Origin of the sequence: Trichocoleus sp. AS-A1 (assembly GCF_039962015.1) — a bacterium.
Classification (GTDB): Bacteria; Cyanobacteriota; Cyanobacteriia; order Cyanobacteriales; family FACHB-T130; genus FACHB-T130.
Genome location: NZ_JAMPKG010000019.1, coordinates 1 through 16934, shown reverse-complemented (window position 1 = coordinate 16934; position 16934 = coordinate 1). Strand labels below are relative to the sequence as shown.

The 16934-nt window shown below is 46.3% G+C and carries 6 protein-coding genes and 1 pseudogene; 2 read left to right on the top strand and 5 right to left on the bottom strand.

The window, feature by feature from the left end:
• Window positions 1-424: 424 nt before the first annotated feature.
• The 4 genes from NC994_RS15790 to NC994_RS15775 form a co-directional block, all read right to left on the bottom strand.
• Window positions 425-2284, bottom strand: a complete 1860-nt coding sequence (locus NC994_RS15790) for a GGDEF domain-containing response regulator (RefSeq protein WP_190438962.1) — start codon at window positions 2282-2284, stop codon at window positions 425-427.
• A complete protein-coding gene (locus NC994_RS15785; RefSeq protein WP_190438961.1) occupies window positions 2284-8745 on the bottom strand; it encodes a PAS domain-containing protein in 6462 nt (2153 codons plus the stop codon). Before NC994_RS15785 ends, NC994_RS15790 begins: the two co-directional genes overlap by 1 nt.
• Window positions 8746-9310: 565 nt before the next feature.
• Window positions 9311-9478 (bottom strand): hypothetical protein, encoded by a 168-nt coding sequence (locus tag NC994_RS15780; RefSeq protein ID WP_190438949.1) that lies wholly within the window; start codon window positions 9476-9478, stop codon window positions 9311-9313.
• 555 nt (window positions 9479-10033) lie between these two features.
• Window positions 10034-12640, bottom strand: coding sequence for a CHASE2 domain-containing protein (locus NC994_RS15775; RefSeq protein ID WP_190438947.1), 2607 nt, complete (start codon window positions 12638-12640; stop codon window positions 10034-10036).
• Between the two features lie 201 nt (window positions 12641-12841).
• Here NC994_RS15775 and NC994_RS15770 point away from each other — a divergent pair, with 201 nt between their 5' ends.
• The gene (locus tag NC994_RS15770) at window positions 12842-13711 is read left to right on the top strand and encodes a shikimate dehydrogenase (protein ID WP_190439094.1); all 870 of its coding nucleotides are present in this window, start codon (window positions 12842-12844) and stop codon (window positions 13709-13711) included.
• Window positions 13712-14340: 629 nt separating this feature from the next.
• Complete coding sequence (locus NC994_RS15765; RefSeq protein ID WP_190438944.1) at window positions 14341-15636, top strand: glycosyltransferase; 1296 nt, start codon at window positions 14341-14343, stop codon at window positions 15634-15636.
• A 32-nt stretch (window positions 15637-15668) separates the two neighbouring features.
• On the opposite strand, the pseudogene NC994_RS15760 reads toward NC994_RS15765, so the two are convergent.
• Window positions 15669-16499: pseudogene (locus NC994_RS15760) on the bottom strand (IS5 family transposase).
• Window positions 16500-16934 lie beyond the last annotated feature (435 nt).

Here is a 16934-nt window from a genome sequence, read left to right as displayed (position 1 = left end):
GATAAATAAAATAATTTTGTGGGAATTTTTAAAGCAACGAAATCTGCGGTTGGTTTGAAGGATTAGGTCTTACCCAACCGAACAGGGTGTTGGATTGAAGGAAGAAAGCCAACCTACAAAATACTTTACCCTCTTTTAAAGGCTACCGTGGACACACAAGTCTTCTTGAACTTGCAAGCGTCGTTTTATTCTCATAACCTCCCTTAAACAAGGGAAAAATCAAGTTAAAATCTCCCAATTTATTGGGGGGATGCCAGGGAAATCAATCAACGTTTTGCAACTTAACTAAAGACGTGCGAACACCGTATCTTTTAGCCGAAGGAGAAATACAAACAGATGTACACTCCCCCGATTAAATTTATTTTGTATGCTCCGCAGATTAAATTTAATTTTTAAAATAAAAAGAAATTTTCCTAGAGAATTGTTACCACTGAGGATCTGCTTCAATTAGTTCTGAAGCTAATTTACTTTCTACAGGTTTGGAAAAAAAATATCCTTGACCAAAATCACAATTGAGCGCTCTTAGTTGGGCTAATTGACCGGAAGTTTCTATTCCTTCAGCAATCACACCTATCCCCATCGTATGAGCCATTCTCATAATTGCGGGAACCAACCCTATATTTTCTTGACTACTTTCCATACGGTTAACGAAAGATTTGTCAATCTTCAGGGTATTAATTGGAAAGCAGTGCAAGTAACTTAAGGAAGAATAACCTGTTCCGAAGTCATCAAGGCTTAACTGAATTTGACGCTTCTTGAGTTCCTGAATAATTGCCATTGCTGATTGGCTATTATTTATCAGGACACTTTCTGTAATTTCTAATTTTAAGCTTTGTGGATTTAGTTGAGTTTTTTGAAAAATTTCGTCAATTTGCTCAATTAAGTTTGATTGGGAAAACTGCCGACCTGAAAGATTCACGCTAATTGTTAGGGGTTCTTGCGTGAGTTTCTGTTCTTGCCAAATCTTTAATTGCTGGCAAGCTTCCCGCATGACCCAAGTATCAATCTGAGTAATCAAACCTGTTTCTTCTGCAATTGGAATGAAGTCCAATGGAGAAATAAATCCCCGATGGGGATGATTCCAGCGCACTAACGCTTCAAATCCAGCAAGTTTGCCCGTATTCAGTGCAACAATCGGCTGATAATAAACTTGAAATTCTTGTTGATTTATAGCCTTTCGCAGGTCGGTTTCTAGCTGTAAAAGCTGGATAGCTTCCTGGTGCATGGCTGGATCGAAAACGTGATACCGAGCTTTGCCACATGTCTTTGCATGGTACATAGCAGTATCTGCATCCCGCAACAAATATTCAGGTTGTTCATAGTTAATGTTTCCCAAAGCGATGCCAATACTGGCGCTCATGAATACTTCATGTCTGGATAGTTGAAAAGGATACATGAGTTCTTGAAGAATTCGATCGGCAACTACGGTAGCAGTGCAGGCATCATTAATTTGTTCAACGATGATTGCAAATTCATCACCTCCTAATCGCGTTAGCGTATTGACGATGTTCAAACAGGGTTCGAGCCGTCTGACAAGAGCCTTTTGGACACGCTTGGCAAATGCAATCAGCAGTTCGTCTCCCACCAGATGACCGAGAGAATCGTTGACGACTTTAAAGCGATCGCAATCGAGAAATAACACCGCAAACTGATAATCTGCCTCTTGCTTAGTCCGGCTGAGTGCGTTTTCGAGACGCTCCATGAAGACAGCCCGGTTGGGCAAGCCAGTTAACGGATCGTGCAACGCCATATCTAGCAGTTGGCTCTGGATTCGCTTGCGCTCAAAAATTTCTTCATTGAGTTCTTGATTCGTCCTTTCTAACTGACTGGTACGCTCCTTGACCCGATTTTCAAGCTCTGCGTTCAGTTCCAGAACTTTTACTTGTGCTTCTCTCAGAGCCAGTTGATTCTTGACGCGGACTAACACTTCTTCTACCTGAAACGGCTTGCTGATGTAATCGATTCCGCCAACCGTAAAAGCTTTTACCTTGTCAATCGCCTCATCGAGAGCGCTTAAAAAAATTACAGGAATCTCGCGGGTTTGCTCGTTAGCTTTCAGTTTTTCGCAGACCTCATAGCCATTCATTTGAGGCATATTGATGTCGAGCAAAATCAAATCCGGCGGTTTTGCCTGACACGCTTTTAGAGCAGTTTGTCCGTTCGTTACGCTGCGAACTTTATAGCCCTGATGACTTAACAAATCGGATAACAGCCGCAGATTGTTTGGCGTATCGTCAACAAGTAAAATATTTCCGTTTAGTGGAAATACGCGATCGCTATTCATTAGATAATTTGTTCGATTAAATCAGTGATCTGTTCAAACTGAAAGTTGTTGACACAATCCACCAGAGCATTGAATATTGGAGCCTTTGACTCCGCGATTTGCTCGGCGAGGCTCAAAATCAACTCCGCATCTGCCTCAATAGCGGCTTGATAGAGAGCTGCAATCCACTCAACAGGCATCTCTTGAAAGAACGAAGGACTTAGGAGAAACGATGAATTGGGTGCTGAAATTTCCGCACTCCCCCTAGGTCGGGGGGGGAAGCAACTTCCGCCTTCTAATGACTCTTCATAAAGATAACGTACCCCTAAATGTTGAGCCATTTTTTCAAAGATAATTTCATTCCGGAAAGGTTTGCCGATGAAATCATCGCAGCCTGTTGACAAAATCAGGTTTCGCTGATCTTCAAAGGCACTAGCCGTTATCGCAATAATGACTACCGCCTGACCATTCACATCTGCTTTAATGCGTCGGGTAGCTTCATACCCGTCCATCACTGGCATCCGCATATCCATCCAGATCAGGTGCGGTTGCCAAGTCTTCCACAGGGCAAATGCTTCTAGACCATTTTCGGCTTCGCGCACTTCAAATCCAACATCTGTTAAGAGTTTGACTAGCAGGATGCGATTTTCCAGGCGATCTTCCACAACCAGGATGCGATATTGAAGTTGGTTCGGGACTAAACCAATCACCCTGGGTTGCGGCTGTGTCGTTTGAATATCAGTCGCTTCAGCTTGACGAATCTGGATATCAAATGAAAATCGCGTTCCCCGATCTACTTGGCTGCTGACTGCAATATCTCCTCCCAGAAGTTGCACAAATTTGCGGCTAATTGGTAGGCCTAATCCAGTTCCTTGCTGAGATTGCCGACCTGTTTCTGTTTGGGAAAAAGCTTCAAATAGTTTGTCTACTTCTTGTGGGGAAATACCAGGGCCGGTATCTTCGACTTCAAACACCAAACGGTGATTGGGAATGGATAATGGGGAATGAGATTTCTGCGGATTATCGATTTGATGTCTAACTCGCAAGGTGACACCGCCGGATGAAGTAAATTTGATGGCATTTCCGAGGAGATTCATCAAGATTTGCCGCAATTTACTTTCATCTGTTTGCACGTATTGAGGAATATCTGGGGCATAGTCTAAGATAATCTGTAATCCCTTGGATTTCGCTTTTAATCGAAACATCTCTTCTAGGTTGTCCAAGAGGCGAATTAAGTCAAAGCAATTTTCATGAATAGTCGTTCTGCCTGCCTCAATCTTGGACATTTCTAGAATGTCGTTGATTAATTCCAAGAGATGTTCGCCACTTCGATTAATGATTCCCAAATATTCCTGATGAGTTTTGGATAAAGATGAGTCAAGGTTCATCACTTGGGTAAAGCCGAGGATGGCATTGAGTGGCGTTCTCAGTTCGTGGCTCATGTTGGCGAGAAATTGGCTTTTGGCGTGGTTGGCAACCTCGGCAGCTTCTTTCGCTCTGCGTAATTCTGCCTCAGCCTGAAAGCGATCGCTAATATCGATCATCAAACCATCCCAGAGAATATTCCCATCCGCTTGCTTTTCCGGTCGAGAATCCCCTTGAATCCATTTGATGTTCCCTTGCACAATAATTCGCCAGATGCCATGCCAATGTTTTAGCGTATTCGCTGAGACAGCGATCGATTCAATGACATTGGGTAAGTCATCTGGATGAACGACATCAAATATTAAAGATATATTCTGCTGAACCGCTTCTGGAGAAAGACCAAAGATTTCTTGGCAAACGGGACTGATATACGGAAAACTCATCATCCCATCCGGGCGCATCATAAATTGATAAATCATGCCCGGTATGTTTGTTGCCAAATTTTGATACCGACTGTTGCTCCGTTGCAATGCCTCCTCGACCCGTTTGCGCTCGATAATTTCAGTGGTGGCTTTTTCAAAGAGCGTGCATTGCTGGATAGCGATCGCCAATTGCACAGATAACTGTCTGAGACATTCGATTTCGGAGGAGTGCCACTCCCTTGCGCCTTCACAGTGCTGGGCAATCAGTAATCCCCACAAATTTTCTCCTTGCAAAATCGGAACCACCAAGTTCGCTTTCACCTCAAACTGGCTGAGTAAATCAATATGGCACTCATTTAGACCCGCGTTGTAAATATCCGCCATCGCTCGAATGCGACCTTGCTGGTAAAGGGGGACATAGGTTTCCACAAAGCAGCCGTCTTGAATATTGCTTCCGACAATTGGCGTCCAATCCTCGCCCACTGACTCGACAGCCACAACCCCGCTCCAGTCTAGATTAAAGTGGTAAATAATTGTCCGATCGGTTGCCAAAAATTGTCGGACTTCATCCACGGCTGTTTTCAAGACTGCCTCTAGGTTAAGAGAGGAGCGAATGCGTTCTTGGATAGTCCCCACCAAACGTTCCCGCAAAAATTGCTGTTGCAAGGCAATTTCCGCTTGTTTGCGATCGCTAATGTCCCGGCAGATGCAAACCCGAAATCCCTCTTCGGTATAAGTCAGAGAAATTTCTAGGAAAAAGGTGCTTCCATCCTGCTTTTTACCGATTGCTTCTCCACACCATTCTCCCTCTCGTAACAGAATGGGAACAACTTCTTGAGCCAAGCGATTAATTTCATCTGGGTAAAAAAGTTTGTGCCAAGTCTTACCCAAAAGGTCATTGATGTTGTCGTATCCAAAAATCTTGATATGAGCATCGTTCAGATAGATGTACTCATCCTCGGCATTGAGAATCGCCATACCATCCAATGCCGACTCTACCGCGACTAACTGCCGCCGCAGTTCGCTTTGAGCATTGACAAGCTCTTCTTGTGCCTGTTGACGAACTCTAATTTCTTGCTGTAGCTGTTGATTTTGGCAGTCGAGATAGGCACGGTGTTGTTTTTCCTGCTCTAAGAGGGAAGCTTGAGCGATCGCAATCCCGACTTGAGCCGCAACAGACTCTAATAGTTCAATCTCGTCTGCTGTCCACTGACGGATGCGATCGCACTGATGCAAGCCAATTGCTCCGTTCGGTTCTCCCTGGTAAGAAGTCCGCACTGCTAGCATCGACTTTAGACCGATCTGGCGGCAAAATGGCTCAACCGCTTCTAAAAGAGGCTCAGCATAAACATCCGGTGAGGAAATGGCAGCATCTTGTGCGAGCATTAGCTGGACATGGGGATTGCCAACGACAGGGATATCCAAAGACAGTAGCGATTGATAACCAGGAGCCACAAACTCAGCGACTATCGGAATTCTGAGTTCCGGTTCCACCACGTAGGTATGAATGAGGCAGCGATCGATCCTGAGTAGCTGAGAAATTTGTTCGGCGGCGGTGGCAAAGATGTGCTGAGGTTCTAAACTAGAGCGGATTTCTTCGGCAATCTGCTTGAGCAGGACAGTCCGGCTAAATTGATTGGTCAGCGCTTCTACTGCGATTCGCTCCTCGGTGATATCCGCTTGAATCCCCACATAGTGAGTCAAGCACCCTAAAGCATCTCGCACTGGAGCAATAGAAAATTCATTCCAAAATAAGCTGCCGTCTTGGCGATAGTTCCGCAGCACAACGCGACACTCTCTTGCTTCGCGCAGTGCCAGCCGCAGCTCCTCAAGAGCGGGTTGGGTGGTGTCGGGTCCCTGTAAAAAGCGGCAATTTTTGCCCAGAGTTTCTGCTGCCGAGTAACCCGTGATGGACTCAAAAGCTGGATTGACGTAAATCACTGGCGTGTCGGGCAGTTGGGCATCGCTAATGACAATACCATTGCTAGAAGCGGCGATCGCTCGCTCCAGCAGTCGCAGCCGATCTTCTGAGTGCTTGCGATCGCTGATGTTTAAGGAATACCCAACGCACTCAATGGGATTACCCGCTTCGTCTTTGACCAATTTCATCTGATCGTAGAGCCAGCGATAAGTTCCGTCCTTGTGCAAAAAGCGGTATTCGTAAGCGTAATCTCCTGTAACAAACAGTCGCGGTAATTCAGCAAAGACGCGACTAACATCTTCTGGATGGATGTGGCTTGCCCAAAAAGTTCCATCTTCGAGAAATTCTTGGGCTTCATAGCCTAAAACTGTCTTGATATTCTCACTGACAAAGGTGATGTCATAATTCCCCGATGCCTTGCAGCTATAAATAATTCCCGGACTAGAGGTGAGCAGATGTTGCAGGCGTTCGGTCGCCGAGCGCAGTGCCACCTCCGCTTGTTTACGAGCAGTGATTTCCATCACCACTCCCCCAACGCCAGAAAGCCGATTATCCTCGTCTGGTATGGGAAAGAAAGAAACCATCCAGTCTCGAACAATACCCGGTTGGCTCGGTACTTCACCGCTGATTTCTTGGTTGAGAATAGATTCGCCTGTTGCGAACATTCGCCGATAGAGAGGTTCCAGCTTAGGGGCGATATCGGGGATGACTTCACAGAGGCTCTTGCCAATCATGTCACCCGCAGGGAAACCATTCACCTCTGCCAGGAGTTCGTTGATTTGCACGAATCGCAGTTGCTCGTCCATGATGCTCAATCCGACAGGAGCCGAGCTGAAAAAGGCATTCAGGCGAGCTTCCCGCAAGGCGAGTTCTCGTTCTAAGGCAATGCGAACGACTTCGTCGCGCTTCGCTCCGCTAACGTCTTTATGCGTCCCCGTCATCCGCAGCGCCACACCAGAGCGATCGCGCTCCATCACCTTACCATGACACAAAATCCACTTCCATTCGCCTGATTTTGAGCGCATCCGCAATTCAATTTCGGAAACGGGTGTTTTACCTTCCCGATGCAAGGTTAAAGAGTCTATCGCCCTAGAGGTATCCTCTGGATGTACTAGCCGCTCCCAGGACTGGTAACTGTTCTCAATCTCCTCTGGCTCATACCCCAGCATCTTCTTCCATTGCCGGTCGAAATACATCTCTCCGGTCGTTAAATTCCAATCCCATATCCCTAAGGCACTCCCATCTAACGCCATTTGCAGCCGTTCTTCGCTGCTTCTGAGAGCGGCTTCGGCAAGTTTGCGCTCAATCAGCCAACCTAACTGAGCCGCAACTGCACTTACTAGCTCAAACAAATGTCGATCTTCTGCACTTTTGCCACGCTTAAAGAAAACTAAAACTGCCAACACTCGCTGATTGGCGAGAATTGGCACGCCCAAACCCGTCTTTAATCCAACTTTTGCGGCGATTTGCGATCGCACAAAGGTTTCCTGGGTGGCTTCGGAAACATCTTCGACCCATTCTGGTTGCTGCGATGACCAAACGCGCCCTGGCAGACCCACGTTGGCTCTAAATGTGACTGTTTCGCTATGGCGTCGGAATTCTTCAACCGAGCTATGTCGCAAAGCGACGACCGCTTCGCGATCGCACCCGTACCAACCCGGACTATTTTTTAAAACTGTACCATCATCAGACGGAACCCAAGTTTCTCCCAAATCCCAGCCGATTGTCGTACAAATTAACCGCAAAATAATTGCTAAAGCAGTATCAACGTCAACAGAACGATTGATGGCTTGGGTTGCTTCCAGCAACAGACGAATTTCAACTTCTGCTTGCTTTCTTTCAGTAATATCGCTGGTCGTGCCGAGAATCTGCTTCACCTTGCCGTCAGCGGTTCTCGCAAACAGAGTATCCCGATTGAGCAGAGTCCGCCATTCTCCATTTCGATGCCTCATCCGGTACTCATTCTCAAAGATTTCGCTGTCAGCGGCGTCCTCGAATTGTTGGAAATATTCCGGCAGTCTGGCGAAATCGTCAGGGTGCATCAGGTTTTGGAAACCTAACCCCATTTCTTGAATTTCTTGGGGCGTATACCCTAAAGTCGCGCCGATTTCACGATTAATATAAACATTACGCTGCTCGCTCAGATCGTAGAGAAACAAAACATTGGGACTGGCTTCAGCAATCCGCTCAATGAAATGCTGACTCTGGAGTAACTCCTGCTGTGTCTGTTTATGGTCGGCGATTTCAGATTCTAGATTATGCAGCGTTTTTAATAACTCGGCGGTGCGATCGCTGACCCGAATTTCTAACTCATCGTTGACGCGGCGTAAAGCTTCTTCTGCCTGCACCCGGATTGCAATCTCGCTCTGGAGTTCCTGGTTGAGAATCTCTAGTTGTTCGGGCGTTTCCAAAGCCAGGAATTGCGGCAGCAGCGTTACCATTTGTAGAGCCGTGTAGCAGGAAACCAAGGCAGTCATCGCTTGCTCAATTCCTGTCAGCCAGTAAACTGGATGCCAAAGCGTCCAGATTTCCATCAGGTGCCCGGTACCGCAGAGAATAGTAAAGGCTCCAAATAAGGCAAATATCCCTTGAAAGGGAATATCTTTCCGCTTGTGGATGAAGTAGATGAGCATCGCCGGAATTGAGAAATAGGCGATCGCAATCAACAAGTCAGAAACCAGGTGAAGCCATACCAGTTTCGTTTGCCAAAGGTAGCAGTGACCGTGAGGGATAAATTGTCCTGAAGAAAACAATTCTTTTAAAAGCTTCCACATATTACGATCTTTGGCTATAATTCGGAGTTATTCCCGATGCATAAAGATACGGTTAGATAAGCTTCCCAGCTTTAGCTTTTGCCGCGACCCCTCAAGCGCATTCGACTCAGAGTTGAAGCTCAAACTGATGGATAGCTGAGTCTTGGGTTTCCATAACAGCGAGTAATATGCAGAAGAATCTGCTAGAGATTGAGCAAGTTGAGTCAGTACAACACTTGATTCAAGATTGATTCCCCATCTTTAGATAGATATTCTTCATTATTAAACATGACAATTCTATTTGGGTAAGTCAAGGGAAGAATTTAGTTTTATCTGTCTGTCTCGAACCCCTCTTCCCCCCAGATCAGCTAAATTTGCTTGTGCATACTTGGTGGGAGAGGCAGTTTAAGGTTTATGAATTTTGTTTGTATACGTGACAACAACTATTCTAGCGATCGCCTACATAAAGCCTTTCTTCAAAACTGCTTTTATCAAGCTAAAACGGTTGAGGCAGATTCTGGTGAATTTGCCAAGATTTAGCTGGAATCTCTAGATTGCCCTAAATTGGGCATTGCTAAATCAAAGTTTAATTCAGCAATGTCAGGTAAAGGATCGCGATCGCAAAACGGTTGTCACCTTGCAACCTCGCTTTGTAAATGTGGAAAAAGTGAAACTTGCCGCTGAGTGACAAGCTATTAATTAAAAAATTTTTCTTCAGTCGATGAGAGACATAAAAGCCCGATCCCTGACTCACTCCTCGCAGAAACTTGGTTAGCAAAGTCCATGTGAAGCCAAGCAATCTTCAACTAGCAGCAAAAAGATATAGAAACATTTAAGAATCTGCTCAAATACTGTTGAGAAATCAGGTTAAGGGTAGACTGATTGATGGCAGCGATCGCTCTACAACTCAGGAGTTGCCATTGGGGCAATTATACGCTGATCGTGATTGACTCTCCCGACTGATAGGGCTGGGGTGTCGATTCATTAAGTGCGAAAGGTAAATTAAGATTCAAGGCAGTGTGGAAGAGAAAGCGATCGCTGGTCAGCTCGCTCTAGAGTCTCTTCCCGGTTCATCTGCATTTAAAGCTCAGCGAGAGGAGCCAGCGGCACAGACACAGACCCATTAAGGCGCTCCAATTCACTGCTCGTTGCTATACCAATTCTCCATGATTCGTGAAGGAAAAATCGGGGAGCTAAATCCTCCCATCTCACTACTGAACTAGGATTCCTATATACCCATAATTGTGCAATTCATTAATCAATCAATTAACTATTAGCAATCTCAAGCAAAACAAACTCAATAAATCTTTTAGCCGTCTATCCTTGTCTCTGTCAAACTATTATTGCTGTTCAATTGAGAATTTGTGAGAATTGTCGGGTTTGAACTTTCCGTTGCATCGTTTCCGACATCAAAACTGACCGTATAAACAGATGCATCAGGCGCGTACACTTCAATTTTGTAATTGCCAGCAGAAGGCAGCAATGCTTGCCACTGTGCGCCATCGGTAATCGTCCCGACCGTTTGCCCTTCCGGATCGATTACGGTGATATTGACGTTGCCTTCTACGGCTGCCACTGTCAATAGCTGCCCCTCAGTGGCGGAAAGAGAGAAAGAGTGGCACTGATTAGGTTCTAAGTTGCCACCCATCGTTGTTTGTGTAGAACCTGAGTGGAAGCTGATTTCCTGAGTGAATAGTGTATCTGCTGGGATTGACTCCTCTGGGGGGCAGTTATCTATCGGTGCTGAAAGCGTCTCTTGGGGAGTTTTAGGTTGCTCTTGTTTTCTTCTTTTTGGAGCCAGCCGACAGACGATCGTGGAGCCGCCGCTACCTAGCAAACCCAGCGCTGGTGCTGCGACAGGTACCCAACCTGCCTGCATAAAGAAATAGAAGCCGGTAACGAACAAAATGCCCAGCGTTGCAGTTCCAACCACAATCAATCGCAGGGGATGACGGATTCGCCAAGCTAAAATGCCGCCAACGGCTGCCCATCCCACAATCCATAGCACCTCAACCCATTCCGACCAAGACCAAAACAAAGGTCGCTTGTCTAGAACAACGCTGAGGATTTGGCTGACGGTCTGTGCTTGCACCCTTACCCCAAACATCTTACGACTGCCCCCGTAGGGAGTATAAAAAACGTTATCAACTGTGGGTGAGGTGACACCAATCAGAACAATGCGATCTTTCACCCAATCGGGGTTAATCTGACCTTTCAAAACTTCAGTGAGCGTTACCTGCTGGGCGATATTATGAGCGGAGCGATAATCGAGCAGGATCTGGTAGCCGCCTGAATCTGCCTGCTGGTATCCTCCAAAATTGGCTTCTAGGGGTTTGAAGACAATTGAATTGAGCTGGAGATAATTTTTTGGGTGCGGTTGTGCCTCGATTCCCAGTTGTTCCAGGTAGCGCAGTGCCAGACGCGCACCGAGGGAGTAGGGGGTCTTACAGGCACCGACATCGGAAGTCGCAAACAAGAGACTGCGGCGAACGGCGTTATCGGGATCGATCACCAAATCGTCAAAGCTAAGGCGGTCTTCCGGGACAATTTTTGGCGGTGCAACTCCAGGATTATCGATATCGCTGATTTTGCAGACGGTAATGATGCGATCGCTCTTTTGTAATTGCCTGGATAATTCTGCATGACCAGGTTCCATCGGGATGTCGCGATAGATATCCAAACCGATGACTCGTGGTTGATGCCGTTCTAGTTGCGCTAACAGCTGATGCAGAGTCCGATCGGATAGCGGATATCTGTTTTGAGCTTTGATATCTGCTTCGGTGATTTCAACGACCAAGAGGCGAGGATCTGGCCCTTCCATCGGGGATGAACGATCTAAGTCTCCCAATACCCGCGTCGCAAATCGTAACCGCACCATCTGATCGAAGGTTGCTAGTTCCAAAGACTGCAAACCTCCCAGTTGTCGTACACCCAGCAGCAAGCCGGTAGCAAGGATACTGGCGATCGCTAAACGGATCGGCGATGCCTTTTTCTCAAGGACACCCGCGCGATCGCTAATTTTTTTCCCGCTTTTGTCGGCAATATTTTCTGGATCAAATTTTTCTGCAACGGGCCTATTTTCAGATAACGATACCTCTGTCAATGAAGCGATCGCTTGGCTGACTTCTGTAGCGGACTGGTAGCGATCGCGGAAGTGGTATCGTACCATCTTGTCTAAAATTGCTGCTAGGCGATCGCTGACCTTTACTTTATCCCGCCAAATAATCTCAGAGGTTTCAGGATCTTCTGGTAGCTGGTTCGGTCTTAACCCAGTCAGCAGTTGGATGGCAGTGATCCCCAAGGCATAGATATCGCTGCTGTATTTTGGCTTACCCGCTAGTTGTTCGCTCGGCACATAACCTTGAGTGCCAATTCCGACTGTAATGCTAGTCTGATCGGTTCCACTCGTCAACTGGGTGCGGATTTCCTTGACCGCGCCAAAGTCAATTAAAACTAATTTGCCGTCCTGTCGCCGCCGGATCAAATTGCTCGGCTTGATGTCGCGGTGGATGACTTGATAAGCATGAACAAACTCCAGGATGCCCAGTACATCCTGCAAGAACTGAATAATTTCAGATTCGCTCAGTCGCGTACCTTGGTGCAATTCATCGCTCAGCGGCGAACCTTCAATGAACTCCTGCACCAGGTAAAATTGTTGGTCTTGTTCAAAGTAAGCTAGCAGATGAGGGATTTGTTGGTGGTGGCCCAGTTTTTCAAGCGTTTTTGCCTCGGTTTTGAACATCCGTCGAGCCACCTGCAAAAAAGCAGGATCTTGACGAGCAGGTTTGAGGTGCTTTACAACACACTTAGGGTTTCTCGGTCGCTGCGTATCCTCGGCAATGTAAGTTTGACTAAATCCTCCAGCTCCTAGGACTTTGACTACTTTATAGCGCCCTCCCAGTTGTGTTCCCAGCATGGTCGCTCAGTATGCATCAATCCTGATTTTGGCATACAACTCAGTTTTGCTGAGCTTGGTTATTTATCTGTTGTCAGTTGTCGGTCGTTAATGATTTTTCTCATCCCCGTGACAAGTCGCTCTTAATTGCTTGTCAACAAGATTTCCGATAGCCGTATGGTAGTAAGAAGCGATGCTTGTTACCAACTTTTCCAAATGCAGATGATTCAAGGTACAACCAAACTTTTAGGGGTGATTGGTCATCCCATCGGGCATTCCCTATCGCCGGTGATGCACAATGCGGCGATCGCTCATTTAGGATTAGATTGCGTTTATGTACCTTTGTCGGTCGCGCCGGAAGATTTAGAGAAAGCGATCGCCGGTTTTGCCGCAATGGATAATTTTGTGGGCTTTAGCGTTACCATTCCCCACAAACAGGCAATTATCCCCCTGCTATCAGAAGTATCCGACATTGCCCAAGGGATAGGAGCCGTCAACACCGTTACGAAGACGGATAAGGGATGGGTTGGCACGAATACGGATGTTGAAGGCTTCCTCGCCCCTCTGGAAGCTGACCAGGGCGATTGGAGCCAAAGTGTAGCGGTCATTTTAGGCAATGGTGGTGCGGCGCGGGCGGTGGTTGCCGGTTGTAAAAAACTAGGTTGTGCCCAAATCCATGTTGTTGGGCGAAACCGAGAGAATTTAACCGCTTTTCAAAATAGCTGGCGCAATTCATCCTTACCAGTAGAAATTAGAATTCATTCTTGGGAAGAACTCCCGAATCTGATTTCTCAAGCATCTTTGTTAGTCAATACAACACCTGTTGGGATGTACCCAAAGGTTGACGAGTCTCCCTTAGATGCAGAAGCGATCGCCAATTTGCCAGAAGGCGCGATCGCTTACGATCTAATTTACAAACCCTACCCTACCCGGTTTCTGCAACAAGCACAAAGACAAGGCGCAATTATCGTTGATGGACTGGAAATGCTCGTCCAACAAGGAGCCGCCGCCCTGAAAATCTGGTTAAACCGCGAGCCGCCATTGGACGTGATGCGCCAATCTCTACAAAAACAATTAAAACTTAAAAATTAAACGCAGTGTGCAATTTTCTGTATTTCTCCCCAATTTATCGGGGGTTGCAGGGAGCTGACAAAATTTGCTTGACATTTTGCTCGCCCAACCCTTAAAAAAAGGGGCTAATAAAAAGTTGCACATGGCGTAAATTTAGCAAAAATGCACTGACGAGTAAATTTGCGGCTATACAAACCAAGCCGTTGCTTCGGCAGGCTTTTTTACGCGAATTTTTACTTAAATATTACAATTTATTGAAATTTTATCTTTAAATGCAAAATGTAGTGTTTTTCGAGTTTCACTTAACATATCCTATCCTTCTTCTACTTCAATTTCGCAGGATTTGTAGTAGCTTAGACATCACTTGACTCAATTTTTACAGATTGAGCCGTAAACCTACCCATTAATTTAAAGATTACGTAAAGATACTTTCATAAGGATGTGGTATTAAGTACTTGTTGCGTAGTAAAGAACAGCCCTAAAACCGTAAGATTTCCTACCTTACAGAAGCCGCTAATTTTTATGACTCTCAAGATTAGAAGGTCAGGCTTCAGGGAAGAGTGGGCTGGCTGAGTCAAAAACATCGCTCAATTTCTAAGTTTAGCTTCAAGTATTTGATTTTATTGACTTTGGAGAGGATTAAAGGGTATATGGTGGAAAGCCGCAAAGATATTAGAAACAATCCCACGCTTCCTGGATTGCCACCCCTATTGCGGGTTCCATCAGAATCATTGCAAATCTCTGGATTAGCTTCTCCCCCAGCTTTAGCAGGCTCTAAGAATTTCCAGAAACTAGGGGGCGATCACGGGTACGCACATACGCGCCCGATCCCGCGCCCAATCCGTTTTTCTTTAGTGCTTCCCACCTATAACGAAGGTGACAACATCCGGGAGATTGTCCGATTACTGACTCAGTTGTTGGATGGAGCTATCCCGAATGACTATGAACTGATTGTGGTCGATGATAATAGCCCCGACGGAACTTGGGAAATCGCTCAGGTTCTGATGTTGGAGTATCCGCATCTACGAGTGATGCGGCGGGTTGAAGAACGGGGACTTTCGACAGCGGTAATTCGCGGCTGGCAGGCAGCACGGGGAGAGATATTAGGTGTAATTGATGCCGATCTCCAGCATCCACCAGAGTTGTTATTGCAGCTGTTAGCGAAAATGGATCGGGGCGCAGATTTGGCAGCGGCTAGTCGTCATGTGGAAGGTGGCGGCGTCAGCGACTGGAGTATTGTACGTAGATTTTTATCTCGTGGTGCCCAGATCCTGGGGTTAATACTGCTGCCTGGAGTAGTGGGTCGTGTCTCCGATCCGATGAGTGGTTATTTTTTGGTACGCCGCGAGTGCTTGGTGGGAAAAACACTGAGTCCGGTAGGTTATAAGATTTTGATTGAGGTGCTGGGTCGGGGGGATATCCGTTGGATTGCTGAAGCAGGCTACGTGTTTCAAGAACGCCAAGCGGGGGAAAGTAAGGTCAGTGCGAAGCAATATGTAGATTATCTGCGACATCTACTGAGGTTGCGCCTTTCCCGCTGGCCCATTGGTCGATTTCTCCGATTTGGTGCAGTCGGTTTCAGTGGCGTATTTGTAGATATGGCAGTCTTTTATCTGCTGCGTACCCAAGTGGGATTGGGACTGACGAGCAGTGCAGCTTTGGCTTCGGAGTTGGCAATTATCAATAATTTCTTGTGGAATGACAGCTGGACTTTTGCTGACATTTCCAGTCGCCAACAGGGATGGAACAAGCGGTTCAAGCGGCTGTTGAAATTTAATCTGGTCTGTCTGAGTGGGCTGGTATTAAACCTTTTGATCCTGAATTTGCTGTTCAATGTCCTGGGTGTGAATCAATACGTTGCGAAGCTAATTGCGATCGCTGCGGTGACTTTGTGGAATTTCTGGATCAACTTGAAGCTCAGCTGGCGGGTAACGGAAACCAAGTAATGTGAGTCTTTAATCATTAAACCTCTTGCAAATTAAGCAGACTGGGATTGCTCATAGTTATACAAGGCAAGAATGAGGTTACAGCGCAATCCAAAACATCGTCGCCGATTTCGATACCGCTGGGCCAAGATTCTGAAGAGCTTCAAGCAGCGATTGACCTGCTCAATCACGACCCGTTTACGAGACAAAGCTCGATTGTTAGCTTTGTCTTAAGCTGTCAGTTGTCCCTTTCCAGGTTTCTTTTTCGGTAAGCGGCAGTTGGTGTGCAGTTTGTGTATCCCTTGATAGCCCTTGTCGTGCAAGCTCTGGATTTAGGGATGAAAGTGAACACCATCCGCTTGAAATAGTTTGAAATCATGCCGTCGTCCGTTGCCGAAAAAGGTGCAGATAATCCTGCCCGTGGCTTGTTCAATCACCAATTCGCATTTGAGGGTGTGCCGTTTCTTCTTGCCCCAATAGAACCGGCGTTGATGGCTTTTAGGACGCTCAATGGGCGTTTGGATGACATCGACCACTATGACTAATAGTTGCCAAAACCCCTGGACTAACTGCTTCTTACCCGGTAGGCGAAACCGACCGGAACTGATTAAGCGATCTTCAACCCAATGAACAATCCGACAGATACTAGCTTCGCTAATGCCCCAACTGCTGCCAATGTGGAAGTAAGTTCGACACTTGCGCCGATACTCCAATGCCACGAGTACACGCTCCTAAAGAACCAGCTTTGGCTTCGCTCCAGGTTTGGGTCGGGGTTGCCACACGGGCTTGAGGGTGTTAACTACCTGCTTAAACGTTTTTTGTTGAACCCCAAAGCGACGCTTGAAGTGTTCAGGTGAGATCGTTTGCGCTATTGTGTAATTCATCATCAGGACGCTTTTCAATTGCTATGTCCTGATTTTTCTACTTTTACAGCTTTAGCAACCAAAAAGCAACCTAATCTGCAAGAGGTCTATTTCTTCTCCAACAGTCGATTTATTATATTGTGTTGCTATATCTAACTCTCCGAAATTAGAAAATCCGTAAATATACTCTACTTACAGCGTGAGTTCTCGCTTAGGTTCTATCTATGAGCCTGATGGCTCTCAATTATTCCTTAACTGAACTAAATACAAGAAGTTATTTGTGACTATGGCAACGCGATCGCACGACCCCCAAAAAGCTCCGCAAAATTCTACTTTCGTACCCGTTAACAGCCAGTTTCAGCCGCGCCCTTTCCCAGTTCAGGAGAAACCCCAAACTCACGAAACACCAGACCTACAGGCACAACTAGAAAGTGCCCAGCGTTTTGGTCACAATTT

Bases quoted from the DNA above. Each gene is read 5' to 3' on its own strand.
- NC994_RS15790 (WP_190438962.1), bottom strand. From the start codon at position 2,284: ATGAATAGCGATCGCGTATTTCCACTAAACGGAAATATTTTACTTGTT.
- NC994_RS15785 (WP_190438961.1), bottom strand. From the start codon at position 8,745: ATGTGGAAGCTTTTAAAAGAATTGTTTTCTTCAGGACAATTTATCCCT.
- NC994_RS15775 (WP_190438947.1), bottom strand. From the start codon at position 12,640: ATGCTGGGAACACAACTGGGAGGGCGCTATAAAGTAGTCAAAGTCCTA.
- NC994_RS15770 (WP_190439094.1), top strand. From the start codon at position 12,842: ATGATTCAAGGTACAACCAAACTTTTAGGGGTGATTGGTCATCCCATC.
- NC994_RS15765 (WP_190438944.1), top strand. From the start codon at position 14,341: ATGGTGGAAAGCCGCAAAGATATTAGAAACAATCCCACGCTTCCTGGA.